This is a genomic window from Brumicola blandensis (assembly GCF_031846165.1).
GTDB lineage: Bacteria > Pseudomonadota > Gammaproteobacteria > Enterobacterales > Alteromonadaceae > Glaciecola > Glaciecola blandensis.
In genome coordinates, this window is record NZ_JAVRIE010000007.1 from 188987 (window position 1) to 215168 (window position 26182).

The 26182-nt window shown below is 40.9% G+C and carries 23 protein-coding genes; 12 read left to right on the forward strand and 11 right to left on the reverse strand.

The features are described from left to right. Nucleotides 1–6 precede the first annotated feature (6 nt). The 8 genes from RM544_RS16035 to RM544_RS16070 all read left to right on the forward strand — a co-directional run bounded on the left by RM544_RS16035 (nt 7) and on the right by RM544_RS16070 (nt 8728). Nucleotides 7–2322 (forward strand): EAL domain-containing protein, encoded by a 2316-nt coding sequence (locus RM544_RS16035; protein ID WP_311362825.1) that lies wholly within the window; start codon nt 7–9, stop codon nt 2320–2322. A 61-nt stretch (nt 2323–2383) separates the two neighbouring features. Further along, nucleotides 2384–3226 (forward strand): DUF3034 family protein, encoded by an 843-nt coding sequence (locus RM544_RS16040; RefSeq protein ID WP_311362826.1) that lies wholly within the window; start codon nt 2384–2386, stop codon nt 3224–3226. Further along, a complete protein-coding gene (locus RM544_RS16045; RefSeq protein WP_311362827.1) occupies nt 3226–3687 on the forward strand; it encodes a group I truncated hemoglobin in 462 nt (153 codons plus the stop codon). The genes RM544_RS16040 and RM544_RS16045 overlap by 1 nt, the downstream gene beginning before the upstream one ends. 75 nt (nt 3688–3762) lie before the next feature. Further along, nucleotides 3763–4428, forward strand: coding sequence for a sulfotransferase family 2 domain-containing protein (locus RM544_RS16050; protein ID WP_311362828.1), 666 nt, complete (start codon nt 3763–3765; stop codon nt 4426–4428). A 38-nt stretch (nt 4429–4466) separates the two neighbouring features. Further along, complete coding sequence (locus tag RM544_RS16055; protein ID WP_311362829.1) at nt 4467–6092, forward strand: MBOAT family O-acyltransferase; 1626 nt, start codon at nt 4467–4469, stop codon at nt 6090–6092. Nucleotides 6093–6126: 34 nt separating this feature from the next. Then, nucleotides 6127–7116: an SGNH/GDSL hydrolase family protein gene (locus RM544_RS16060; RefSeq protein ID WP_311362830.1), complete on the forward strand. Its 990-nt coding sequence runs from the start codon at nt 6127–6129 to the stop codon at nt 7114–7116. After that, nucleotides 7113–7886, forward strand: coding sequence for a sulfotransferase family 2 domain-containing protein (locus tag RM544_RS16065; RefSeq protein WP_311362831.1), 774 nt, complete (start codon nt 7113–7115; stop codon nt 7884–7886). The genes RM544_RS16060 and RM544_RS16065 overlap by 4 nt, the downstream gene beginning before the upstream one ends. Before the next feature lie 173 nt (nt 7887–8059). Next, complete coding sequence (locus RM544_RS16070) at nt 8060–8728, forward strand: hypothetical protein (protein ID WP_311362832.1); 669 nt, start codon at nt 8060–8062, stop codon at nt 8726–8728. Nucleotides 8729–8805: 77 nt separating this feature from the next. On the opposite strand, the gene RM544_RS16075 is transcribed toward RM544_RS16070, so the two are convergent. Genes RM544_RS16075 through RM544_RS16100 form a run of 6 tightly spaced genes read right to left on the reverse strand, consistent with a single transcriptional unit; the run spans nt 8806 to nt 15353 of the window. Continuing rightward, nucleotides 8806–10248: an oligosaccharide flippase family protein gene (locus tag RM544_RS16075; RefSeq protein WP_311362833.1), complete on the reverse strand. Its 1443-nt coding sequence runs from the start codon at nt 10246–10248 to the stop codon at nt 8806–8808. Nucleotide 10249: 1 nt separating this feature from the next. Then, on the reverse strand, nt 10250–11131 hold the full coding sequence (locus RM544_RS16080) for a glycosyltransferase family 2 protein (RefSeq protein ID WP_311362834.1): 882 nt from the start codon (nt 11129–11131) through the stop codon (nt 10250–10252). Then, nucleotides 11128–12378, reverse strand: a complete 1251-nt coding sequence (locus RM544_RS16085) for an O-antigen ligase family protein (protein WP_311362835.1) — start codon at nt 12376–12378, stop codon at nt 11128–11130. The genes RM544_RS16080 and RM544_RS16085 overlap by 4 nt, the downstream gene beginning before the upstream one ends. Further along, entirely contained in the window at nt 12375–13487 is a 1113-nt protein-coding gene (locus RM544_RS16090) for a glycosyltransferase (protein WP_311362836.1), read from the reverse strand. Before RM544_RS16090 ends, RM544_RS16085 begins: the two co-directional genes overlap by 4 nt. Beyond that, nucleotides 13480–14577, reverse strand: a complete 1098-nt coding sequence (locus RM544_RS16095; protein ID WP_311362837.1) for a glycosyltransferase — start codon at nt 14575–14577, stop codon at nt 13480–13482. Before RM544_RS16095 ends, RM544_RS16090 begins: the two co-directional genes overlap by 8 nt. Beyond that, on the reverse strand, nt 14574–15353 hold the full coding sequence (locus RM544_RS16100; protein ID WP_311362838.1) for a WecB/TagA/CpsF family glycosyltransferase: 780 nt from the start codon (nt 15351–15353) through the stop codon (nt 14574–14576). Before RM544_RS16100 ends, RM544_RS16095 begins: the two co-directional genes overlap by 4 nt. Nucleotides 15354–15608: 255 nt before the next feature. Between RM544_RS16100 and RM544_RS16105 the strand changes: the two genes are divergently transcribed. The 4 genes from RM544_RS16105 (at nt 15609) to RM544_RS16120 (ending at nt 20413) form a co-directional block, all read left to right on the forward strand. Then, complete coding sequence (locus tag RM544_RS16105) at nt 15609–16253, forward strand: transglutaminase-like cysteine peptidase (protein ID WP_311362839.1); 645 nt, start codon at nt 15609–15611, stop codon at nt 16251–16253. Between the two features lie 71 nt (nt 16254–16324). Next, nucleotides 16325–18265, forward strand: a complete 1941-nt coding sequence (locus tag RM544_RS16110) for a bifunctional diguanylate cyclase/phosphodiesterase (protein ID WP_311362840.1) — start codon at nt 16325–16327, stop codon at nt 18263–18265. A gap of 116 nt (nt 18266–18381) precedes the next feature. Further along, nucleotides 18382–18978, forward strand: coding sequence for a hypothetical protein (locus RM544_RS16115; RefSeq protein WP_311362841.1), 597 nt, complete (start codon nt 18382–18384; stop codon nt 18976–18978). A 55-nt stretch (nt 18979–19033) separates the two neighbouring features. Beyond that, nucleotides 19034–20413, forward strand: a complete 1380-nt coding sequence (locus RM544_RS16120; protein WP_311362842.1) for an O-antigen ligase family protein — start codon at nt 19034–19036, stop codon at nt 20411–20413. Between the two features lie 24 nt (nt 20414–20437). Here RM544_RS16120 and RM544_RS16125 read toward each other — a convergent pair whose 3' ends face one another. The 5 genes from RM544_RS16125 to RM544_RS16145 all read right to left on the reverse strand — a co-directional run bounded on the left by RM544_RS16125 (nt 20438) and on the right by RM544_RS16145 (nt 25931). Beyond that, nucleotides 20438–21145: a VpsP family polysaccharide biosynthesis protein gene (locus RM544_RS16125; protein ID WP_311362843.1), complete on the reverse strand. Its 708-nt coding sequence runs from the start codon at nt 21143–21145 to the stop codon at nt 20438–20440. 11 nt (nt 21146–21156) lie between these two features. Further along, entirely contained in the window at nt 21157–21885 is a 729-nt protein-coding gene (locus RM544_RS16130; protein WP_311362844.1) for a tyrosine-protein phosphatase, read from the reverse strand. Next, nucleotides 21882–24119, reverse strand: coding sequence for a GumC family protein (locus tag RM544_RS16135; protein WP_311362845.1), 2238 nt, complete (start codon nt 24117–24119; stop codon nt 21882–21884). The genes RM544_RS16130 and RM544_RS16135 overlap by 4 nt, the downstream gene beginning before the upstream one ends. Nucleotides 24120–24135: 16 nt before the next feature. After that, a complete protein-coding gene (locus RM544_RS16140) occupies nt 24136–24633 on the reverse strand; it encodes a polysaccharide biosynthesis/export family protein (RefSeq protein ID WP_311362928.1) in 498 nt (165 codons plus the stop codon). 86 nt (nt 24634–24719) lie between these two features. Beyond that, nucleotides 24720–25931: an outer membrane beta-barrel protein gene (locus tag RM544_RS16145; protein ID WP_311362846.1), complete on the reverse strand. Its 1212-nt coding sequence runs from the start codon at nt 25929–25931 to the stop codon at nt 24720–24722. Nucleotides 25932–26182 lie beyond the last annotated feature (251 nt).

The following is a 26182-nucleotide window of genomic DNA, read 5'->3' on the forward strand; positions in this document are numbered from 1 at the left end:
GACACAATGCAAAAGACGCTGAACCAACGTATTAATCGCCTAATCATTCGTATCCTAGTGATAACGATGGTGACTTTGTTGATTTTCATCTGGAAATCGACCAGCGATCAAGCGTCTGCACAATTAAAAAATGACTTAGAAGTCGCGAGAAATGTACTATCCCAAGTGCTCGATACCAGACAGAAACAACTCGCTAACTCTGCCACAGTATTAACAGATGACTTTGGCTTTAAAGGAACTGTTGCTAGTCGAGACAAGCTCACCATTGATAGTGCCCTATCAAACCATGGACAACGCATTAACGCTGATCTAATGGCTCTCTTTTCCTTACGCGGCGATACGATCACTAGCGTCCCAGAAAAGTTCATCCCAGGCGCGAATTTTATCTACCCTAAGCTGATTGAAGAAGCCGTGAACCAAGGCAACTCTGATTCTATTTTGTCGCTTGACGGTGAACTTTATCAAGTTCTGTTTTCAAGTGTAAAAGCACCGCGGCCTATGGCTGTAGCCATGATGGGTTTCAAAATAGATAAGAGCATTGCTGAACAGCTGAAACGTATTACGCAACTAGAGACGAGTATTGTGGTCACACCTGGCGATGCACAAAGTTACCGTGTGAGTACTATCGATAGCGATGCCAACATGATGAATATCCAGATTGAAAATATGGATGCATTGGCCTGGTTTACCTTATCTTTTAATTCCAAGAATAAGCTCATCTCCACATCCTTTACTTTACTCGAAAAAGACGGACTCAAAGTAGAGATCATGTTGTCTAATCAGGTTGAGAGCTTACTGGCAGATTTTATATCCTTACAGATTAGTATTGGCTTGATTGCCTTAGCGGCAGTACTCATCGCGATTATGTTTGGCGCAATGCTTTCTAAAAAACTGGTGAAACCCATTGAAGCGCTTACCGTGCATGCAAAAAAAATTGCTGATGGTGAATACGATGAAGGGGTGAACGTTGATGGACATTCATCTGAACTTACCACCCTTTCTACAGCATTTGAAACAATGCAACGTAATGTTAAAGACAGAGAGCAAAAGGTCATTTATCAGGCACAACATGATGTGCTTACCACGCTTTATAACCGAAACCATGTTGAGAAGTTACTCAGTGAAAAGTTTGAACGACAAGAGTGCTTCCAAGCTATCGGCATTAACATATTTGGATTTAGAGGCGTCAACGATACCTTCGGTTATCACAATGGCGATCTATGCCTGACTGAACTTGCTCGCAGAGTCGATTCTCTTGGCGGCCTCTCTGCGCGTTTAACCGGCGGTGAGCTGTTGTGGGTACCCGAAAAAGAGTTGTCCAAAGATGAGTTAGTACAAATCAAAGGTAAGCTGGACGGCGAAGTTGCCGCTCAAGGTGTTAGTATTCCCATGACAGTCGCAATGGGTGTTATTAATTGTCCCTCGGACACTCATTCGCCTAGCGATCTATTTAGAAAAATGAATATTGTCATCGACGAAGCACAAATAACGCGCCAGTTTATTCTTGAGTTTAGCGACGAGTTAGAAGAAAAGTATACACGTCGCCTTTCAATTATTACCGAGCTGAAGAAGGAACTGCGTGAGAATAACGGCGAACTTGCATTGTTCTATCAGCCAAAGTTAAACCTTATCCAAAATAAAGTCCTATCGGTTGAAGCTCTGATTCGATGGAATAACAAAGAGTTAGGTTTTGTATCACCCGAAGACTTTATTGCTGTTGCGGAACATGCGGGTTTCATTGGTGAAGTGACAACATGGGTATACCAACAGGCTATCAGAGATATTATCAGCTTTAGAGATCACGATATTGATGTCATGGTTGCCATAAATATTTCAGCGCAAGATGTGATGAACCCAGAACTATTGTCGATGGTAATGGCGCTGCTAAGGGTAAATGAGCTACCTCCTAGTGTTCTTTCTTTCGAGATGACCGAAGGCCATTTGGTGAAAGATCTTGGTAAAGCGGTGCAACAACTTGCGATAATGCGCGAGGCTGGATTCAAAATTGCTATTGATGACTTTGGAACCGGCTACTCTTCATTGTCTTACTTAAGCAAGCTTCCCGCTGACATACTAAAAATTGATAAGAGCTTTGTCCTCAAACTTGACCAACAAGAGTCGGATCGCAAAATTGTTCGAACCGTTGCCAAACTCGCACACGATTTCAATATGGAGATTGTTGCAGAAGGTGTAGAAAACCAAGAGTCGCTCGAGATTCTGCGCAATTATGGTTGTGAGTACGCACAAGGCTATCACATCTGTCGTCCTATCGATGCTGCGAAGTATATTGAGTGGCACAAAACATTTTCATTGCCTAACTAACCTTGTTCCTTGGTAATCACTAGGCCAATTACATATAACTTACTCAAGATGACCCACTTTTATGATGAAGATAAAACTAACGAAATACATTTTATTACTTTTTAGCCTGCTGAGTTTTCACAGTGTAGCAAGTGACGGCAAATTGATTGGTACAGCCGGCCTTAGTCAAGTTGAGGGCGCCGGTGGTGGCGGCCTAGTTCCTTGGGCGATTCTATCGGGCTATGACAGCCAAGATGAAATATCCGTTTCAGCAGCTTTATCTCAAGCGGATTTAAAGGATTATCGGCTGAATGTTCAAGCAATTAGTGCTTCATTTTATGACCAAGTAGAACTGAGCATAGCTCAACAGCGCTTCGATTTGTTGAGCTTAGGCGGTGAAATTAAGATGAATATCTTTGGTGCAAAATACAAAGTTTTTGGCGACGCCGTTTATTCCCCTATCGGACAAATTAGTGTCGGCTTGCAACACAAAGCACTTGAAGACAAGGCCGTGGCAAATTTACTCGGCGCGGAAGGAACTTCTGGAACTGATTTTTACGTCGCAATGAGCAAGATACACTTAGGTGCTATTGCCGGTTACAACGCCGTATGGAATGTGACAGCAAGAGCAACAAAAGCAAATGAAATGGGATTGCTAGGTTTTGGTAGTAACAATCAGAACAGCTACGAACTCATGTTAGAAGCCTCTGCTGGCGTTTTATTTTCTCGCCACTTTGCAGTGGGCGTAGAGTATCGACAAAAACCAGATAACTTAGGGCTAGGTGAAGACGATTGGTTTGATTTCTTTGCCACTTATATTCCAAGTAAATCCGTGTCTTTCACCGCTGCGTGGACAGAATTAGGCACTATCGCAGGAGCTGAAGGGCAAAGCGGACTCTATTTATCTATTAATGGGCACTTCTAATGACAAATAAAACTGACTTTTCAATCAATAAAAAGCTAAAAACATTGAGTCTAATTGCCATCATTTTCACGACCCTTAGTCTTGCCTCATGCGCCAACCAACAAAGTACAACGTTATACGAACAGTTAGGTGGAATGGAAAAACTTGAACTCATTGCAAATAACTTTGTGAACGAAATTGCATTTAACGAAGAAATATATAGTTACTTCGAAGAAACAAACATCGAACGTTTTACTGAAAAGCTAGTAGAGCAGCTTTGCGTTATGAGTAATGGCCCGTGCACATACACTGGCGACTCGATGGCGCAAGTTCATGCTGGCATGCAAATCACCGAAAACCACTTTAATCTCACTGTCGATTTATTTGTCGCGGCTATGGATAAGGCTGAAGTGCCTCACCGTTTGCAGAATCAACTGTTGAAAGAGATGGCGAAGACTCGTGATGAAATGCTCTACAAATAAAAAGCAGATTAACGATAGACTCTATGTGTAATATAATGGTGGTATCAAAGGAATTAGCGACTATCAGGGAATAGCGTGATATCTCACCAATACCAATGCATTTTTGTACACATTCCAAAGTGTGCAGGCACTAGCGTAGAAAGTGCACTAGGCCACTTTGATGGTCATCAAGGGCGCAGTGGACAGGATCATCGTAGTATTCGAATGATACAGAAACCATTACCCGTAACCAAAGTATTGCGCTCTCGAGAGAACATTAAAGATCTAGTTAGACGTTTTCGAGAGTACACTCGCCCACATGCAAACCCCAACAACGCCATACAAGTCACACACATCCAATACGAACAATACTTTAAGTTTACGATTGTACGAGACCCGGTGAGCCGCGCTTTTTCTTGGTATAAAAACGCCATGCGCGATCCTATACATCAAAAAAACTATCAAATCCCCAGTGATATTGACTTTGACAATTTCATCCGACGGTTTGCTGGACAAGGTTTTTTGCGTCCGCAAACGTATTGGTTGCAAGAATATTCTGGCCTTATCAACATGGATCTGATTATTAAGTTTGAATCCTTAGAAGATGGATTTAACACTTTGCGGAAACAGCTCGGTGTAGAAGATTTACAGTTTCCTCACAAACTGGAGAGTGCGCCTAGCAGAGACCACCAAATCGATGAAAATACGATAACATTTATTAAAGATTTTTATGCGAGTGACTATGAAGCGTTTGGGTATTGAAAGATGAATAAAAGCATAGAGTAAGCGCGAGACCCAGCATGATATTCACGTCAATAGAGTTTGCTGCTTTTTTTATCGTTGTTTTTATTACGTATTGGACTGTCCAACGCAAAATTAAAGTCAGAAATGCAGTAATACTGGCAGCCAGCTTTTTCTTCTATGGATATTGGGATCCTAGGTTTCTGTTCTTAATTGCTCTATCAATAAGTATCGATTTTTACTGTGGAATGCTTATCGATAAAGGAAAAAGCGAGAAGAATGCTGGACTGCAAAGCCTGACTTTCCTCGCGCTTAGCGCCTTACTATTCTTAGTTTTCCCACAGCTAGATTTTGCACTTAAGATAATTCGAGAGCACATGTTCTTGAGTTTGAGCTCAGTCTTGTTGGCGCTGTTTGGTGTGCCACTCCTGTTTAGGTACTTTGCTAACTTTGAGTTTAGTAAACGTCGCAAAGCTTTCTTAATTTTTAGTATATTTTCTAACTTAACAATCCTCGGATTCTTTAAGTATTTTAATTTTTTTGCAGACTCATTTGCACAATTAAGCGAATCGCTTTTTGATATTACTCCAACAGCACTCACTTTAGACATCATTCTTCCGGTAGGCATTTCCTTTTACACTTTTCAAACTATTAGTTATTCCGTCGATATTTACCGAAAAGAGCTGACACATACAAACAACATCATAGACTTCGGTGCATTCGTTTCATTCTTTCCACAGCTTGTGGCAGGACCAATAGAAAGAGGTAAAAACTTACTCCCTCAATTCCAAACGGTTAAGCAATTCCCAAGAGGAGAGCAATTGAGTAATGCACTTTGGCTGATCACTTGGGGAATTTTCAAAAAAGTAGTTGTTGCCGATAATATGGCGAAGATTGTAGATAGTACTTTTCATCCATTTGATATTGGCAATGCAGCAGCTGGCGCAACTGATGGCTTAACCCTCCTCGTAGGTGTGTATGCCTTTGCCATCCAAATTTACTGTGACTTTTCTGGTTATACCGATATAGCGAGAGGGATAGCAAAGCTATTTGGCTTTGAGCTCATGGTCAATTTTAAGCTTCCATATTTTGCGACAGATCCTTCATCATTTTGGAGAAGGTGGCATATTAGTCTGTCTTCCTGGTTACGAGACTACTTATATATTCCATTGGGAGGCAATAGAGGTGGATCTTTCTTTGTTTACCGAAATTTAAGTATCACAATGCTATTAGGTGGCTTATGGCACGGTGCATCTTGGAACTTTATAATATGGGGAGCCTACCATGGTTTCCTGCTCAGCTTTTACAAAGCATGTAAACTAGAGAGCCCAGAACGAGTTAAAATCTCAGGAAAGGTAATCTTGAAAGTATTTATTTTCTTTCACTTGACCTGTTTAGGATGGTTAATATTTAGAGCTCAGAATGTTGAGACAATCTCGCATTTTATGTATTACATTGTCACATCGCCTACTTACTCTGCAATCACGATAGAAAACTTATCCACTGTTCTTTTTTATTCTTGGTTTTTAGTCGCTTTTCAATGTTGGCAAGCATTGTCAAAAAGCCTGACACCGGTCAGTAAATCGCATTGGTTTGTATCCTTAAATATCTGGCTCTTTGTGTTAATGAGTATTTTGGTATTAGCCTCGAACAAACCTTCGGAGTTTATTTACTTTGCGTTTTAAACTGTTGATTAAAATAATTTTTGTTTGTACTTGGATGGCCGTTTTTTTCGAGGGCTATATACGCCTATTTAAAGTCCAACCAATAAACCCTAGAAATATTACCAAAGGTGAATATGGAATTCGCGTAAACAAAGCCTTGGCGAACTATACGCACAAGACATATGATTACACAGTAAACTTCAAGACTAACGCTAAAGGCTTAAGAGCTGATGATGAAATACCGTATAAAAAATCTGACAACACATTTCGACTTCTGCTTTTAGGTGACTCATTTGGTATGGGATATGGTGCTACTTTAGAAGAATCATTCATACACCAAGCAGCTACTATTGTCTCTAAAAATATTAGTAAAAAAGTTGAAGTCATTAATCTTTCTGTATCAGGTTATAGCACCGCAGAACAACTCATCGCGTTACAGCAGGAAGGCATTAAGTATTCGCCAGATCTGATTGTGTCTACATGGCACCATACCGATCTAGATGAAAATAAGTGGAGTCAACTCTTTCACTTAGAGAATGGCGGTTTGAGCCGTAAGGCAATTAGCTATTTACCTGGAGTTAGGCAACGCGAAATACTCGAACATATCCCGTTTTACACTTTTCTTTCTGAAAATAGTCAAGCATATAGTTTTATTAGGGAAAGATCAGCACTAATGATTAAGTCGTTGCTGCGAAACAAAAACAATACATCAAAGCATTCTGGAGCAGGGCCTGAAAAGGCTAAGCTAGCCTTTGCACTCTACAAGGAGCTCGAGAAGACAGCAGGGCTAAGTGATGTTCCACTTATTGTACTGAACATACCTAAGAAACTTGAAAAACGGGCTTACGAGAATACGATGCCACTAACAATCAAAGAAAACTTCGTTGTTGTTGATCCTACTGGAACTTTTGAACAAAATAGTGAAAAACTGCTTTACTGGGAGCGTTCACAAGGTCACTTTACGCCAGTTGGGAATGCCTTGGTTGGACAATTGCTAGCACGTCGGGTTATCGACGTTATACAAAACGAGAATACGCCAAAATGAAAAAAAACTGGCAGTTTAAAAGAGCAGTCAATATCGCTTTTTATAAGTTACGGAAACTTCCGCGCCTTGCCCGTCTTTTTGTCCGGCTTACATATTTGCTGCGCTACTGTCTTCGAGCAGGAGTGGCGCCGACTGCAGATAACATAGGAACGGTCATCATATGTGATGAACTGAAAGCAATTCACGCAGGAAACCCTAAAGTGGCTTCAAGCAGTGTAAGGAGCTTTTTTCGTACACTCCCTTTTAGCTATCAATTAGAAACCAAACTCTCATATGCTGAAGTATTACAAACCAATGCAAAGCTTTCAGACTATTATCAATTCGCATTTGTGAGAGATCCTTGGAGCAGAGTTTATTCTTGTTGGAATGATAAAATAAGCAACAATGGGAAGTTTGCCGACATTTTCATAATAACTCGCTATCGAGGTTTATACCCAGACATGCCGTTTGCTGAGTTTGTCCATTGGCTAGCTAGTGAGGAAGGCGCAGACCAATTTTCTGATAGGCATTGGATTTCGCAATATCGAATACTTAACAACAATGAAGGCGGACTTCGTTTTGACTCTTTAGGCTATATGTCTTCGTTGACAGAAGACTTTGCAAAGATTCAAAGTGAACTTGGTGTAGAAAGTTTCTCACTGCCGCATTCTAATCAGCAGCAAGACGAAAACTCATTTTTAAACGCATACACAGATAAATTACTAGCGATAGTAAGTGAAAGATATCAAAGGGATATCACAATATTTGGTTTCAAAGTGCCGCAACTTTAGCTTGTGTGTCAGCTTTTTTAACACCTTTTCTAAACTCATTGGACCAACAGTATTTTAACCATAATATTCAACAACTTAAATAAATGGCGCAATTATTGCTTTGTATTGAGACTAACTCGTAACTGAAACATGGTTACACTTTTCGCGCAAATGCGCATTATTATTGAGGTTTTATGAATTCTATTAAGCTGGTTTTCATTTTTATCGCTTTATCCATAAGCACATTGGCTAACGCGTCTTTTATTACCAATGACGATATTGATGTCATTAATGTTTATATTCCAGATGGTTATGTGCTTGATACCACCCCAACTAGCACTACGACTGACTCGACTGTTTTATTGTTCGACAGTGTAGTTCAGAGAAAACTCTCTAAAGGTGGCACTGGCGCTTTTCGAGTAACCCGTGACAAAGACGGTGCAGTTATCTCCGATACTAACGCGGTGTTTATTGAAATTGAATTAAACAGACTAGTCAATATCAAGACATTCTCTATCTTTAATGATGGTTTAGCTAATCCGAATGAGCAAGTTACGGAAATTGGTTTAAAGCTTTTAAAAGACGTTGAAGTTTTATTCATGGACATATTTAACAACTTCTACGTAGCACCTACCCCAGATGGCAGTGGTCCAAACCCTTGGCTTGAGCAAAGCATTGCAAATTTCGGTGACGGCATTAATGGCGTAAACAAAATAATGATTGCACTAACTGACGCTCAAAATGATAGAGAGATTGAGATCCGTGAACTACGCTTCTCTATAGAAGAGTACAAAGCCAGCGCTCCAGCCGCAGTGTTGTTATTCATGGCCTCTTTGTTGTTTATGCTAAGACGTAAGAAATAATAAGTACATCAAAGAAATAACAAAGCCGCCTGATGCAAATCATGGCGGCTTTTTTGTATGCTCACTTTAGCCTCTAGCTACTCAGACACGAATCTTCTTATTCTTTTTATTATGGTTGGATCTAAAGCAAGTACACTGCCTAAATAAACAAAACCACCAATATTAACAATCAAAGTAATATCGATGACGTCTTGTAATGGTAAGTATGTGATATATGCCAATAAACTTCCGCATAAGACGCCACATGCTAATACAGGCTTTAAGAGCACCAGCAAATAGCGTTTGACCGAGAACACACAAATACTAGTGATAACCTGAGTGTTGATAGGCAACATAATTGCCAATTTAATAATAAGTGCCCATACAGCACTCATCAAGCCGTAGTGTTCAGATGTCATAAACACGAAAAGAATAGCCATTATGGTTGTGATAATTTCTGGTATTAACGCTTTCTTCGTCACCTTCTTCGCCACCAGAATGCTTGGTAAGAAAGTTAAAGAAAAACTGATGGCCGCCATGACACTAATAGGCAATATTAAACTAGCCGCGGCGGCCCAACGCTCTGGAAAAATCACGCCGACTAATGCCTCACCAATTATCGCAAACCCAATAAAAATAGGAGCAGCAAGGTAAACCGCTATCTGTGTTGCATCTAAGAAGAAATTTGAAAGCAATTTTTCCGCATCTGGGCTTTCACTTTTCGCTTTCCTACTAAACACAGGATGACCGTAAGTCATTAAAGCGCTGTGAATGGCTTTCTTTGGTAATTGCACCAAGCGATTAGCAAAGTTGAAAAAGCCCACTGCTGCCGAGCCTAGAGTAATATCTAGGGCAAATATCAAACCTTTTTCTACGAAGTTACTGCTTATTGACTTCACAGCAGCAGGCACACCAACTAGACTCAAATCTTTTATCAAATCGATGTCGAAGGTGAAAGGAACTGATCTACGACAAGTTAACATTAGCAAACTTGCAGAAGTAAATGACATCACAATTGCTTGAGTCACTAAACCCCATGCTCCATAGCCAATATAGGCTACGTAGATACCGCAGCACAAGCCCAATAGTTTACCGAGAAGCGTTCGCTGAGCTAATGATTTGAACTCCCCTGCCCGCCTTAAGTGGATAATATGGATACGTGAGAGTGATTGTAAGGGTAAAAATAGTAAAGCCACCATTAATATCGAAGATTCAGCTTCTTGGAAGTAGAAGGTGCTAAGTAATACCCACAAAACACATGCAAGTATCGATGTACTAATAAGGCCGGTCCAAAATACTGTTCCATCGTCAGACTTTGAAATCTTTTTCATTCCTATCATCGAATTATCAATGGTTGATGAAAAGAAGAATGAAAACAACTCAGCAATCGCTAATAAAAGCACAGCTAAGCCCAATTCATTTGGTGTTAGCAGTAAGGCGAACGCAAAGAATGAAAATATTGAAAGGAAAATTAGGCCGAACTTTTCAATAAACAACCAGGCTAACCTTGCCATCCTTTGTCTAGCCGGGGAGACTTGCATGTTACTTACTCACTTTTTTTGAGGGCCGAAATTTTCTAAATAGGGCAGATACCGTACTTTTCCAGCCTATAAACTCAGCACACACTTTGACCCATGATAGCTTGTACTTTTTCCCCATCAAATTAGTTAAGGTTTGCGAAATAATGCGCTCTCTAAATGCTTCTTCACCTAGCCAAGCTCGATGTTTAAGTGCTGCATCAAGTCGATAAAGTGCTTGTGTTGGCTGAATTATTTGCGTGCTTTTAGTAATACCAGAGTTAACTTCTGTACGGTAGAGATATAGAGGTAAAGAAATGTTCTTAACGCACATTCCAGATTGAAAAAAGCGAATGTAGATATCCCAATCTTGTGCGTTTTTTAATTCCTCATCAAAAGGAATCTGTTTTAGGTACTCTTTTTTTGCAGTAAAACCACTGACACCACAGTACGTATTGCCTTTTTGTAACTCTGCTTTAGTAAGGAAGCCTTCGGAGTTCACTTTTTCAATATGTTGACGCTCCATGATCCGCTTACCACAGAGGGTGGCGACCACTTTTCTATCTTCAGCGTATGCTTGAACTACCTTTGATAAATATTCTGGAAGCCAAATGTCATCATCATCTAAAAAAGCGATGACATCGCCACTTGCAACATTCGCGCCTGTGTTCCGGGCGTGATTAGCCCCTTTTGAGCCATCGGTACTGATTAATTTGGCATTACTCAAGTTAACTAATTCATCACAGCTTGTGTAGTCATCGCTAGGACTATCGTTGACCACAATAATCTCCGATGCTTGAGCGGATTGAGCTAAAACGCAAGACAAAGCGCTCTGCAGATACTCTGGCCGTTGATAAGTGGCTATTACGACAGAAATACTCGGTAGGCTATTCATCTTATTATTCATGACTTGTTGTACTCATGAGAACCCACCAAATTAGCCACACAGAAAAAGCAAAGCATAAATAAGAACATATCGAAGCTATTATGATTGAGAATAATATAACCTATATAATTGGTAATAAGCTGTACTGACAGAAGCGTTATCGCGAAAGAAGCAAAGATACGATGTTCGCTACCAATATAGAGTTTAATTGCTCGCGCAGCGTTAACAAAAATAAGGACAAAGAAAAGCCCCATACCAACTACGCCAGCATGCAACATGATCTCAAAGTAGCCGCTATGCGCGTTACCAATAAACCCCCACCTTTCAATAAAATCTGCCACAGCACTACTTGCCCAAAAACTACCAAAGCCATATCCATATAAGTATTTTTCTTCCAAATAGGGCTTTAGTAATTCCCAGATAATTGCACGATTTGTTAAATTAGCGTCACGACCTAAGAGTGAGAGTAGGTATTCGTACAAATTAATAATTACCAATCCGGCGATCATTAAAAGCAAAACTAGCATAATAAAGCGAAGTATACTCTCAGACTTGTTTCTACCTCGAAATATACGAAGTGCAATAGTGAGACCGACACCCACCACCGCTATTACAACAGCTGATGCTGATTGCGAGGCGAAAAGGGCAAGAGTCAATAGTGCTAGGAGCGATCTATCCCATCCTGTTCTGTAACGCCCAAGTGCACAAAAAAGTAAAAGACCATAAGCATATATTCTAGCGGCACTGTTTTTATCAGCAAACATTCCTCTAAAACCTGACTCTCGCTCACCCAGGCCAAAATTAATCGTACTCCCGCTTAAAAAGGTATAAAACAAGCCAACAATAGTAGCCAGAGCAATAGCGTTTGCCAAAAAATACAACAAAGAACGAGGAGAAAAAACTTGAGCCAAAACGAAGGTACTGATTATCAAAGTGAAAAATGCAACACATCGCCTAAACGTTATATTCGGTACATCAGACCAAGTTATGGATAATAAGAAGAAACATACAATCAATAATATGGGCCATGCTGACATCAGGAATGCCTTAATACCTTGAAGCTTGCTAGTCAGAAAGTATGTAAGTGAAAGCAAAAGTAAAAGTATCCCTATTATTTGATTAAGGATATTTCCACCAGCAACAACTTCGAATGAAGCGCTATCACCCGCTCCAGTAATTACTCGCTCAAAAAAGCGAAAGAAACTCAAATAAAAGCCAACGGCAATAAGTAAAAAGACTCTGTAATAATTTGTGGTTGAAATACTCATTTTGCTAACATGAAGTCCAAATATATCTTGGCAGATTCGGCTGCCTCAAAACGAGAAATGATTGCAGGGTAAATATCTATATTAGTTTTTTGTTGCAAAGCCGTCTCCATTCTTGAACTCAAAGCCTTAATGTCAAGGTAAGGAACCAACGCTTCTTTTTCTACCGCTGCAAGGATTTCTTTTGGCCCGTGAGGACAATCAAATGCTACCACAGGTAGTTTAGCCGCCATCGCCTCTACCAAAACATTAGGGCTCCCTTCAAACCTAGAGGGTAGAACGAACAGATCAGCGGCTTGCATTTCAGCGACGGGATTCTCGGCGTATCCAGGCAGTGATACATAAGGACCTAAGTTCAGATCTAGCACCCTTTGCTCTAGTTGAGGTCTTAATTCCCCTTCTCCAAAAATAATCAATCGATACTGCTCTTTGTTCGCCTCTTTGTCCACTAGAATCGAAAACGCTTTTAAAAGCAAGTCGAAACCTTTCTGCTCGCATAAACGACCGATTGCTATGATGACTCGACCTTGTTTATTTAATAGCCATGGGTGAGTTGCGGTTGAATTAAGTTGCAACAAAAAGTCGGTCGCAACGACAGGGTTAGGTGCCACAACAACATCTTTACTTCTAGCAATGCTCGTAGCAACGAGATCGTTTGCCACGCCTTTAGATACTGCAATAACTGGTTTGGATGCAAACCGATAACACCAAGGTGCTAATGCATATGCTAGTTTCATCACAGCACCTTTGTTGACTAACTTGTCATGAGAAAAAGTATTGCGTTCACTCATACTTAATTTGTGTCTCATGCCCAAACTCATGCAAACGAGGAATGTCAAAACGTTAATGTGTGTTAGCGCTGACAGAATTGCATCTGCCTTGAGGGCTTTGAGCTGTATTCGAAGCGGCATAAATGCAGACAATGTGCGATCACAGGCTAATTGGATTACCTTAACTTCTGGCGAAACAATGGCAAGATTAGCACCTCCTTTCGCGACTAAAAGTAAAGTCACAGTATGCCCTCGCATGGACATTGCGTTTGCGAGTCGCACCATCATTTTTTCGGCACCACCGCCTCGTAGGTCATGAATGACAATCACTATCTTAGACATTCGCTTTACCGCCTAATAGCTTCAAATAATGTTGGCAAACACTGCTTTGTGAGAATTCAGCGACACTTTCGACTAGTCCAGTTTTTGGTACAGACTGATAGTTCGATAAGGCATCTGCAAGCGCGTCTATGTCTCCGTTTGCGACTAAAAAGCCATTTTCGTTGTGTCGAATAATTTCGCTCGGGCCCGTTGGGCAATCAAAAGCAATACAAGCAGTACCGAGAGACAAGGCTTCTATCAGAACCGTAGGCATACCCTCATGGCGAGAAGACAAAACAAAACACTCTGCTTGCGCCATAGGATAATATGGATTCCGCAGAAAGCCTGCAAAAGTGACATGCTCTTCCAGCTTGAGCTCAGAAACGAGCGCTTTGAGTTTCGCCTCATCTTCACCTTGCCCCGCAATCACTAACGAGGGTAGATTTTTGTTTTTATTAACAGCTAGGCTGTATGCTGTGATCAACATATCAAAACCTTTCTGTTCGACCAGTCGACCAATGGCTAGGAAATACTGTTTATGAGGCCAGTGTTCTGTATTTTGTTGAGCTAAAGCTTGATTTTCTTGGGTAGCAGCAGCATTTGGTATGTAGTGTAAACGACTTTTATGAATCCAAGTCTGCCTTTTCGTCTGTGTGACTAGCTCCCTTGACACAGCAACGACTGTGCCAAACCAAGGATAGATTGAATACAGTGATTTAATTGCACTTGGCCCTAGTTTCTGACCGCTGACATCAAAAGCACAATGACGAGTAAAAATAATCTTAAGGCTCGGAAACCTTATTTTGCAAAAAATCGCCAGCATGTTGGCAGTTTCAGTGGCAGCAATGACACTGGTAATTTCCTCTTGGCGGATCAGTTTAGATAAGACTGAAAATTTCCGGTTAAGGGAATCATTATCAAACGTAAAGGAAACACTGAAAGACTGAGCAAGTTTTTTAATCCCTTCTGAATGCTCCGCGCTAGCTGAGATGATATGGAAGAAAACATTTTGTTCGCTGGCAACGAAGCCGGCAGCTAGGTTCGAGTGCACCTTTTCAATCCCCCCTCCTAGTTCGAAGGTTTTCTGCAGAAACAACACTTTTTCGTTCATGAGGCCTCTGATGGAAAATACTTATGCTTCAACACGCAGTATATTGCATGCGGATTAGTGGTGAGATAGCGCCAGAACAGTTTTCTTGGCTCACTTAGCATTCTATGTAGCCACTCTAATCCCCAATTTTGCATCCATTGTGGGGCTCTTTTATAGTCACCTGTAATGTAATTAAAACAACCTCCACAGCTAATAATAACGGGGACTCGCAATTTGTGTTTATTTTGCATAATCCAATATTGTTCAATAGGTTTTCCCAAACCTACCCATAAAATATCGGCCTGTGTCGCATTGATCTGCTCAATAATGTCATCGCTATTTTGCTTATCAAAATAACCGTGATGCTTACCCGCAACCAAAAAATTAGGATACTTTTCAGTCATAATGTCTGCGCAAGCATCAACAACTTGAGCTTCGCCACCTAACAGAAAATGTTGTAGCTTTGCGTCGCTCCGATTCGGTATGTCGTGGATAGTATCAGTTGTGGCCGTTCTTTCTGGGATATCTGCGCCCTTTAGCCAGCGAGAAAATGATACAACGCTTTGGCCATCTGCGTGAATTAGATCAGCTTGATTCAAACAATGCATAAAGTCAGCATCTGAATTAGCTAAAGAGATAGCGTGCCCATTAGAATCGAAAATCACCATTGGCGTCGATTGTCTTGTTGCCCTTTCAATTCGACTCACAATGACTGAAACCATTCCTGTGCGGTCGATACAGGCAGTTTTGATACCACCTACATTGATAAGTGGATATTGAGCTAAGCCGTTTTGCAAGAACCTAATACTCCCTATTATGCTAACTTTCCGTAAATGCTTTGGAATTAAGCAGTATTACTGCCAATAAGTAAGTATTAATAGTACCAAAAAGCACAGCTGCGTATAAATAACTAACATCATAAATATGAAACTTTAAGTTATGATGCAAATCTATCGATATAGTAAGTGCAAAAGCATAAACGAGCATTAATGACATCATGAACAGCGCATGCTGGAACAATTACATGTGGCTTATAAAGGTATCGCAATAGAATGAAAAAGGTCATTCTCTATTGCTGCGTTGCCCTGCTTGCTATTCAGCATTCTCCTCTCTATTCAAAAATTGAAATTAATGAAAATTTGCTATCGCGAATAAGCGAACAATATGGTCAAGACGCGTATAAACGAATCATCAAATGGCAAGCCCTACTTGAAGCTCAACAAAGCGAACCTATTGATGAACAATTAAAAGAAATTAATGACTTTTTTAATCGACTAGATTTTATAGATGACAAAAAACACTGGGGAAAAGAAGACTATTGGGCAACACCAATAGAGTTTCTATCCACATCTGGTGGTGACTGCGAAGACTTTACTATCGCCAAATATTTCAGCTTAGTCGAGTTAGGTGTAGATAAGTCTAAACTAAGGCTAATGTACGTTACGGCTACCAAGCCACCACAAGCCCATATGGTGTTAGCCTACTATGAGAATCCAAATTCTATCCCCTTGGTACTAGACAATTTAAATAAACGCATTCTCCCGGCAAGCCAAAGAAAAGATTTACTCCCTATATATAGTTTTAATGGCGATGGCCTATGGCTTGCCAAAACTCAAGGCCGAGGCAGAATGATGCAAAATCGAGGGAACAACAGCTTGTGGGATGAGCTAAATGAGCGAATGAAAAATGGCTTTTAATAAGATACGCCTTATAATCTCAGCTAAGAGTATAAGTCGTGGCTTGTCGACGACATTCAAACGGAGCAGATATGTCACTCTCTAAACAGTTAGGATTAGGGTTTTTCCTAGTGTTGTTTATCGTATTTATGTCATCCATTTGGGTGAATGTCAGCAATACCCGTGAATACATAGAATACCAGCTTTCCTCTCACGCTCAGGATACTGCTACCTCGTTGGGTTTATCGATCATGCCTCACTTAGAGAGCGAAGAAGGCTTACCAATTATCGATACAATGACGAACGCAATTTTCGATCGTGGTTATTATCAAGAGATTACACTATATAACGGTGAAGATGAGGTATTGATTAGAAAAATAAACACGCAAACACTTGATGATGTTCCCGCTTGGTTTGTTGATTTATTTACTATCGAGGCCCCCAAATCAAATACAGAACTAAACACTGGCTGGACTATTGCTGGGCGATTAGAAGTCATTAGTAATCCTGGGTTTGGGTATCAGCAACTATGGTCTAATGCAAAAGCCACATTTTCAGTCATCAGTATTATTTTTGTTTTTGGATTATTTTTTGTCTATGCATTAGTAAAAATGATTACGCGTCCTCTTAAAGATGTTGCTCTGCAAGCTGAAAAAATGAGTGATAAACACTTTGAGAAAGTGAGTAGAGTCCCAAAAACTAAAGAGCTAAAACAGTTTGTTTTAGCCATCAATGTTATGTCTACTAAGCTAGGTAAGTTGTTCATGCAGTTGAACAAACAGTCTGAGCAATATAGACGATTCGCTTATTCCGATGTAGTAACTGAAGTCGGCAATCGTCGCGCTTTCGATTTAGCTTTTGAACAACTGCTGCGAGATGAGCAACATCATTCACAAGGTTTTCTATTAATCATTCGTGGCACGAGCCTACAAAATATCAATGAACATATTGGGATCAACGAAGGCGATTCGTATTTAAAGAAAATCTGTGAGGAAACTAAACAAATTTGCTCTCAGCATTTTAGTCATTTCTCTATCTACCGAATTGCAGGAGCCGATTTTGCAGTGCTTTTAGAGGATATTGAAAAACCTAAATGTGAGAGCTTAGTGGAAGCGCTTGCTGCTAACTTTAAACGCATTGAAAAAAGTGAATACCAACTTGGTACTGCCCACATAGGCGCTACAGAGTTTCAGTATTCAGACAATTATCATGCTGCTATGGAGCGCGCCGATAGTGCCCTAGCCATCGCAGCTACGTTGCCGTCACAATGGCAATTTGCATCTAATATCACAATTAAGCAAAGCAATAGTGAGTGGCGAGGTCAAATCTTACAGCTTATTGATGAAGCAAAAGCAGATTTTGCGGCACAGCCTTTGATAATGCCTAACAGCAAGGTTGAGTATTCTGAGTGGTTTGCACGAATGAAGCGAAAAGATACCGGTGAAATGGTACCGATGTCACAACTGATACCGGCCTCAGTCAGATTAAATTACTCTGAAGAATTGGACAAAATGCTATTCTCTAACGCGTTTGCGTTATTGAAAGCTAAGAATGGACGTGTTGGCCTAAACGTTTCTCGCTTATCCTCACTCTCTCCGAATTTTCAATCTTGGCTGCTTAGCAAGTTAAATGAAGAACCTGACATCGCGAAACGTTTGGTTTTGGAAATACCCGAACGAGCCTTAGTCAATTCTGCGCAAACACTCAATATGTTTGCTCAGCAGTTAAAAGCATTAGGTGTCAGCATCACCTTAGAACATTATGGCGCTCAACTGGCTGGCTTTATTCACTTAAAAGAACTGCAACCAGACTACTTAAAGTTAGATGGTCGCTTCACTGCCAACATCCATGAGCAACAAGATAATCAATTATTTGTGGAGTCTTTGCTTGCGATTGCTCATGGTTTAAATATAAAAATAATTGCAGAAATGGTTGAGAGCTCGGCAGAGTCAGACTGGTTAAAAGACGCCGGCGTTGATTTCCAACAAGGTTACTTCATCGCAGCTCCCAGGTTGGTCCAAGATGAGCAATAAACTACTGTCGCTTATTTGCTAATAAATGAATTACTGAGTAAAATGTAAACAAAGCATGTGTTCGGCGTATGCTAGTAATAAATTGTCACTATTATCAAACGATTTGGAAAATTAAAATGCGCAGACTCGCCACCTTTATCTTTGTTTGTTTTGCTTCATTCGCCTCGGTCGCGGCGCAAGATGTTGCAACAAGGTCTCTATTCGGTGATGAAGTGCAACCAGGAAATCGACTTCATGAGAATGTTATTGAATTAGTGAATAGCGGTAACACCTCTGTTCAAGCTATTGCCATGGCAATAGCTTCATCGATGACAGAAGAAGATACAACGCTTAATCCTGACGCAAAATCCGCCATCGCTTTTAATGTGCCGCTGTCGAATGATTTTTATCGTGAAATGATTGTCGTAAACAGCTTGATTGATGTCACGAAAGTGCTCATTGAAGAATATCCCGCAAAAGTCATTGAGGTCATTACACTTGGTGTTGTGCTTTACCCTGACTTCGCCCAAGAAGTGCTTGATGGCGCAGCCCTTACCGGCGCTATTACCCCAGAGAATGCTTTAGTTGCGGCTTTGCAAGCAGGCGCTGATCCCTCTTTGGTATCAACAGCAACAGCGGCTGGCGTAATTAGCACAGGTCCTATTTCACCTGTTGGTATTGGCATTGGTGCTGGCGGCGCTGGCGGCGGCGATACAACGGTCTCTAGCAATTAAGAAATAATCATAAAAAATTGCCGCTAGCTTAACGCGAACAACCCAACGAGCACTCGTGAATTTAAAACTTCAATCATTACTGTATTATTCACTGTTGTTTGTTATTTTTGCCTTACCTATACCTTTGGGTGCTAACCGCCCTTGGGCTTGGAATTTTTTCCAGATCGCTATTTTTGCTCTCACCTTTGTTGCAGCCCTATCTCACAAAGACAAACCTTGGCTGGGTTTGCTGCCCTACCTGCGAATGATCTACTTATGGTTAGCCTTAATAGTAGTTGCTGCATTGCAACTCGTTCCCCTACCAGCAGTCTTTGTTGAGTTCATTTCGCCAAGCGCTTTTGCTATTCAACAACTAGCCTCTGTGGAAAGTTTTTACTTATCCTTAGATACCGGTCAAAGCGGTATTAGTTTTTACAAGCTCTTGTCTTTTTTCTGTTTATTTTGCTTAATCTTGATGTTGGTAAATACTGAGCAACGGCTCAAACTTCTGCTCATGACCATGTTGGCAGCCGGTACTTTTCAAGCCTTATATGGTGCATTAGAAGTCTTGTTGCAAAGCCATAGAAGTCTAATATTTCAGTTAGAAGTCACTTCAATTGCCACTGGTAGTTTCGTTTATAAGAACCATTTCGCCAACTTCCTTATGTTAACCTTAGCGGCAGGTCTGGGTTTATTGATCACTAGTTTACAGAAAGACCAAATGTCATCACCAAAGGACTTGTTGCGTTCAATAGCAACCACGATGCTGGGAAGTAAAGCACTCATTAGAATTTGTTTAGCCATTATGGTCATTGCCTTGGTGATGAGCAGAAGTCGAATGGGAAACACCGCGTTTTTCTTAGCAATGACCTTGACCGGCATCTTGGCTCTGTTAATCATCAAACAACGTAGTAAAGGTCTGAGCGTCCTAATAATTAGCATATTTATTATTGACCTCTTTATTGTGAGCACCTATTTCGGCCTAGAGAATGTGAAAAATCGACTTGCTGAAACCAGTCTTAGTGAAGAGACGCGTGACGAGGTCATTACTGATGCCATGCCAATGCTTAGCGACTTTGCTATCACTGGATCTGGCGCTGGCAGCTTCTACTCCGTGTTTCCGAAATACCAGAAAACTGACGTCATGTCGTTTTATGATCATGCTCATAATGATTATTTACAATTCGCAATTGAATACGGCTTGCCTGCCTTTACGTTATTAGCGGGGATTGTTGTCTTTGCGTTCTACAAGTCAATAAGAGCAATGCGAAAGCGTCGGAACTCTATATTTAAAGGCGTTTCGTTCGCCTGTTGCATGGCGATCATCGGCATGTGTCTTCACATGGCAGTAGATTTTCCGCTGCAAGCGTATGCAAATGCCTGCTATTTCGTGATATTCATCTCACTTTGTATGCTAAGCAATAATTTGAAAATTCGAGCAAGAGGCCCTCTTTAAGCCATTCTTAGAAAGATGTAGAGTCTACTGCACGCATTTTAAAGCATTCTTGACCACCCAAGGATCCTGTTTGTTCATCCATCGACAAACTGTTTTAAGGCTTTGATAATAATCAATTATAGCAAGCGTTGAGATTCGTGTTTCTTGATTGCGCAATGCCAGTGAAAGATACTTTGGTAAGGCATCTCGTACATGAGCATAGAACGGGTGATTTTCAGCATAAGTTGCTAAACCGAAACGAATAATGATTGCATGTACTTCTGGTTTTTTAGCGCCTAAGGTTTGCACCATTTTAATACTTTCAATCAATTCCTCGTCAAATTCACCCAATCGCCATTTCACTAAGATTAAGGATGCGTAAGTCACTGGCCAGGTTGGTCGTTGTTGTATAGCTGCACTGTAAAGGGCCTTCGCTTGTTGTAGGTCTCCAATTTCATTGCTGCTTCCGGATAAAGCACCCCATTCAAATACCTGACCAAGCATGTCAGTATAAACTGGATGCGCAGGGTGAAGTGCTTTTGCTCTTTCTAAATGAGATTTTGCTCTTGCTATGTCTTCAGTGTTTTTTACTGACTCGGTTTCTTGCCATTGAGAAATGAGATTTTTAACTGCATAGAAGTCTAAACTAGATAGCGCAAAACGTGCGCTATGGAAAATACCCACTAAAGATATAAGCAACACGAGTATTAACATTAGATTTGTTCGAATTAACTCTAAGGCTTTTTGTAACATAGCAATATTCCCTACCGCCACTGCAAATCAGCAGTAATCAGAGCAGGTGTTGTATGCGTTAAACGTTTAACATCTTCAGCACTGAGTAAACTGTCTAGCTCGACTCGAGCTGCTTTCATATCGTTCGGTCGCCGGTGAATGCTATGCATATCTGAAGCAATATAATCAATCAGACCATCGCTTAACATTTTAACAGCTAAATCTTTCACGCGCTCATTAAACCGATTGGTAAATGCGCCGGCAGTAACTTGGAATAAACAGCCTTGTTTCTTCAAGCTTGTTGCTTTTCGGTAATCCGCAATGATATCCCTGTTTCTCTCTGGGTGTGGAATAACAGGCTGTATTCCCGACTTCAACAACCACTTGATCAGATTTTCGACGCCCGGTGGAATATGGCTATGAGGTAGCTCCAGTAATAACACAGAACGCCCTTCCCATGAGCCTAAAAAGGGTAGTTGTTTATTCGCAACCCAAGATACAATTTCTGGGCATATTCTAACTTCACCAGAATACGCTAATTTTATAGGTATTGCTTTGGACTTTACTTCATAGCACAATAGGTCGTATGCATTTAGGATAGTCGATAGGTCATTATCATATACACCTTGATGAATATGTGGCGTACAGACAATATGAGTCACATCAGCAGCAATCGATTGTTCAATAAGCGCAATGGCATCATCCATGGTTTTAGCACCATCATCAATGCCGGGTAGGATGTGGCTGTGTAAATCTATCAACTCTTCGCGTCGTCTGATGGGTAACTGTTGTAACCATATTGGTCATAGAAACCAGAATATTCACCCGTTTTCTTGGCCTTTTTCAAATCAACCTGGTTTAGTACAACACCGTCGACCCGATTTCCAATCTGTAAGAACCGACTTAAACCTGTATTGATCACTTTATGACTAGTGCTGTCCGCTCGAACGACATAAACGACCGAATCACAGAGCTTAGAAACGACCACTGCGTCGCTCACAGCTTGGGTAGGTGCACTATCAACAATAATATAGTCATACATTGTCTTTAAAGCTGACATTAACTCTTTGAATTGATCAGATGCCAGTAACTCTTGAGGGTTTGGGGGCACTGAACCTGAGCATATTAAATCTACCCCAGACTGTTCATCAGTCACAATGCACTCATCTAAACTATGGGTACCCGCTATCAAGTTTGCTAAGCCCGGCTGAAAACCTGGAAGGTCGAACTGTTTAGCAAGCGTTGGGCGTCTCAAATCGGTATCTAACAACAACACTTTATTCAGTTGCCCGATAGCAAATGCGAGATTGATTGATACGGTACTTTTACCCTCTTTGGGCACACTAGAGGTAACCAATATCGTTTGTGAAGGTTTATCTAAATTCAGTAACTGTAAACTCGTACGTAGTGTCCTTACTGCCTCACTGAACATATGATGCTGTTTATCGAAGAAGTGCCTCAGCGCTAAGTTTTCAGACTTTTTGTGGGCTTGCCATGGAATAATCCCTAGCATACGCTGCCCCAACTTTCTTTCCACATCATCTACTGAGCGAATCCCAGCATTCAATGCTTCTAATGCCAACGCAAGAAAAACACCAAAGCCCATACTAAGAACGAACGCAGCAACAATAATAAGGGCTTTTTTTGGTTTAGCAGCTTGTGTTGGCGCAACTGCAGCATCAAGTACACGCGCATTTGCTGACTCAAAGCCACCTAATTGATCAGTTTCTTTTAAACGGGTGAAGAAGGAGTTATACAGCTGTTGGTTAGTATCGACTTCACGCTGTAGCCCTTTTCTCTGATTCTCTAAACTTGAGAGCTTTCTAAACTCAGCCTTTGCTTGCTCAACATCTTGAGTCAATTTCTTCACTTTTGATTGAGCGCTTCGATATTCCGTATTAATGCCAGAAATCAACACCGCAACTTGTTTCTGAATACTTTGCTGAATTGAGTTTAATTCTGCATTGGCGGCTATCATTTTGGGATGCTTTGGACCGTAAACTTCTCTGAGTTCAGAAACCTTACTCTGAGCAACCACTTCTTCTCGTTTGATAGACTGAATAGAGGGATGATTTAATACTTCAGGCAGGCTTGAAAGTTCTTCTATTCCTACGCCAGCCTGATTTACTTGTTCATAAATACTACGAGTTCTTTGAAGTAAAACTTGAGCTTCAATCAGCTGATCACTAAGTTGTTGCAGTTGCTCAGATGCCAAACCAACTACGCCATCGATATCAACAAGTTGTTCTCTTTCGTAAAAGTCAGATAAGTTCTTTTCTGCCTCATTCAGCTTAAGCCTTAAGCCCTGAAGGCTTTCGTTTAACCATGAGGTTGCTTTTGACGTCATATCAAGTTTGGCTTCAAGGTAGCTTTCAATATAAACATCTGCGAAGGTATTTGCGATTTGAGCTGCTAACTGAGCATCCTCACTTTCGAAAGAAATTTCAACGACCTGTGTGTTCTTGAGAGGTTTAATAGTGACGTTATTCATAAGCTGCAAAACAGCATAATTCAAACGTCTGTTAAACGCTTGTTCCTCTGAAACTATACCTTCTTCGGCTTGCGGTAAAAACGGTAACAGTCCCTTGAGAGAGTCTAGAGTATTCGATAAACCAGATTTATTCTGTTGAAGCAGCTCAACGTTAAATAAAGGATTGTCATATAAGCCTAGTTCTCTAGCAACTTTGGTCGCTATTTGTCTAGACCTCAGTATTTCGAACTGTGTCTCAAAGTACTCTTTGCGGCTAGAATCTAAACCATAAACTTCTTCGATCGAGAGCACATTTGCTTGTTCTGCTTCAATGAGCAAGGACGCTGTTGCGATGTACCTTGGGGTAATTGAAAGCACCAGTAAAGCAACTAATATAGTTAAAAAAAAGGCAAGACCCAGAATACGCCACAAATATCTTTTAACAGTGTTCCAATACTGAGCAAAGTCGATAATGTCCGCCCCTATCAACTTTGCTTCAATTTGTTCAACTTTTTCGATTGTCATCTATTACAACTCTGGCTTAAAAGAAGCGTTCTTTAACTGTGACGATGTCACCGGGAAAAATAATATCTATTTCGGTCGCTTCCAATTCAGTCTCGACACCAGAAATATTACGAATTATGAGTACTTTGGATGGGTTTGCACGTTCGGTATAGCCACCAGCAAGAGCGGCAGCTTTGTTAACTGAGAGGGCTGGCTGATAAGGGTAGCCACCAGGCTTATTAACTGCACCGTCGATGAAAAATGGACGATATTCAACGACTGTGACTGAGACCGAGGGATTTACTAAATAATCACCTCGCAAACCTTTATCAATGAGCGCTTCAACTTCATTCGCTGTAAGACCCACAAGGTTTATATCCCCTAAAAACGGGTAATTTATAACGCCAATATTTGATAGCTTAGTTTCTACCATTAGGTCTTGCTGACCAAATACACTTATCTTGATGACGTCGCCCGAACCAAGACGATATTGGTCGAACTGTTGCGCTGAATGCGCCTGAACAGCAATTATCATCGATAATGCGATTAAGAGCTTCGCAAATAAGCTAAAGCTAGTGGATATAGTCATTGCTATACAAAACCCTCTTTATAATCTTTAAATTAAAGCGTAAATAATGCGTTGATCAAAATTTGGTTACGATCATATACAATGGTCGCTCTGTTGCTGTCTCGCTCATCTCGAATATAACCTAACTCAAAATTTATCCAACGTCTGAATTGGTAGTACATAGATGCCCTAAACCGTGCTAAGTCGTCTTGTCTTACGCCAATATTCCCGACAGTTTGACCTTCATAGCGGTCATTGCCCCATGTGTAAGATACACGAGTTCTTAGCCTATCCAACCATTCATGGCGCCATTCAACTTGATAGTCACGACCGCGGATAAAGTTTCCTTCACCATTAGTCTCATTCGTGTTAGCGCCTGTTGTCAGTTCGACTGTAGAATATTCTACAGGTTCCCATAGGACACCCGCTTCCCAATCAACACCGTCAAAGTCTTCACGAAAGGGACTGTCGAAGTCTTTCTCTTGATAACCTATTTTTGCATAACCAGAAGTCTGTGCTGTTGCTTCCCAGTCTAGTCCGATTAAATACGAAACCTGGGTGCTATCCAAGGGAGAGTCTGCATTCAGGTCAAACTTGTAACGCACATCTGTATGGATGATGTCGAACACCAAATCTGTGGTTGCGCCAACACGATAGTAGAACGTACTACCCAGAGTAGAGAATGTGCGATCACGAGCCATGTACTGGGGTGTCGAAATATCGTAGTCTCGGTTAGTCACGTTAAAATTGAGGTCTAGACGACCGTCAGCGTTAAACGCACCGTACGAGTACAAAATATCAAACTCAGCTTGTTTAAATTGATCTGGTTTGTTTAAGTCATTACCACTTCCAATAGAGAAACCGGTACCTCGGTCCTCATGGGTGTCGCTAAAATCAATGCCTATATCTAAGCGATGACGAGAGTTAAGTTCATATTCTACACCTGCTTCAAAGAAGTGGTCGGTATAGTTATCAATTGGACTGCTAAAAAAACGCTCATTACGCAAACGGTAGCCCACCGTCACTTGACTGCTACCAAAGTTGGTAAGCATTACCGCTTGAGGAGAAATGATTTGAGACCAACTGCTCGTTTCATTTTGTGAGGCACGCGTGATATTGTCGTCATAGCGAAATCCAACATCTAGTGTTGGAGTGAGGTCAAAGCCACCAAATTCGATGCTTGAGGCATCTTCAAACTGCTGAGCATGAGCGAGTGCGCATGAACTTGTGAGTGCAACGATAAGTGCCGTTTTTGTGAATTTCATTCCTTTGCCTTTGTTATTCTGCTGGTGTTGACATGGCTATCTTTCCAAACGATTCTCTATCGCTTACGTAAGTAGCTCAACAACGTCACTCTGAGGCCTGATTGTAGCTCATCTTAGCGGTGAAGCACAATGCTCAAGTGCTCAGTTTCACGCTTTTTATTGACGCAGAAATGCGGCACTTCCGAATAAAAAAGAGAATAGTTACAAGTACCTAGTAATCACAAATTTTAGCGCGTACCATTAGCGCATAT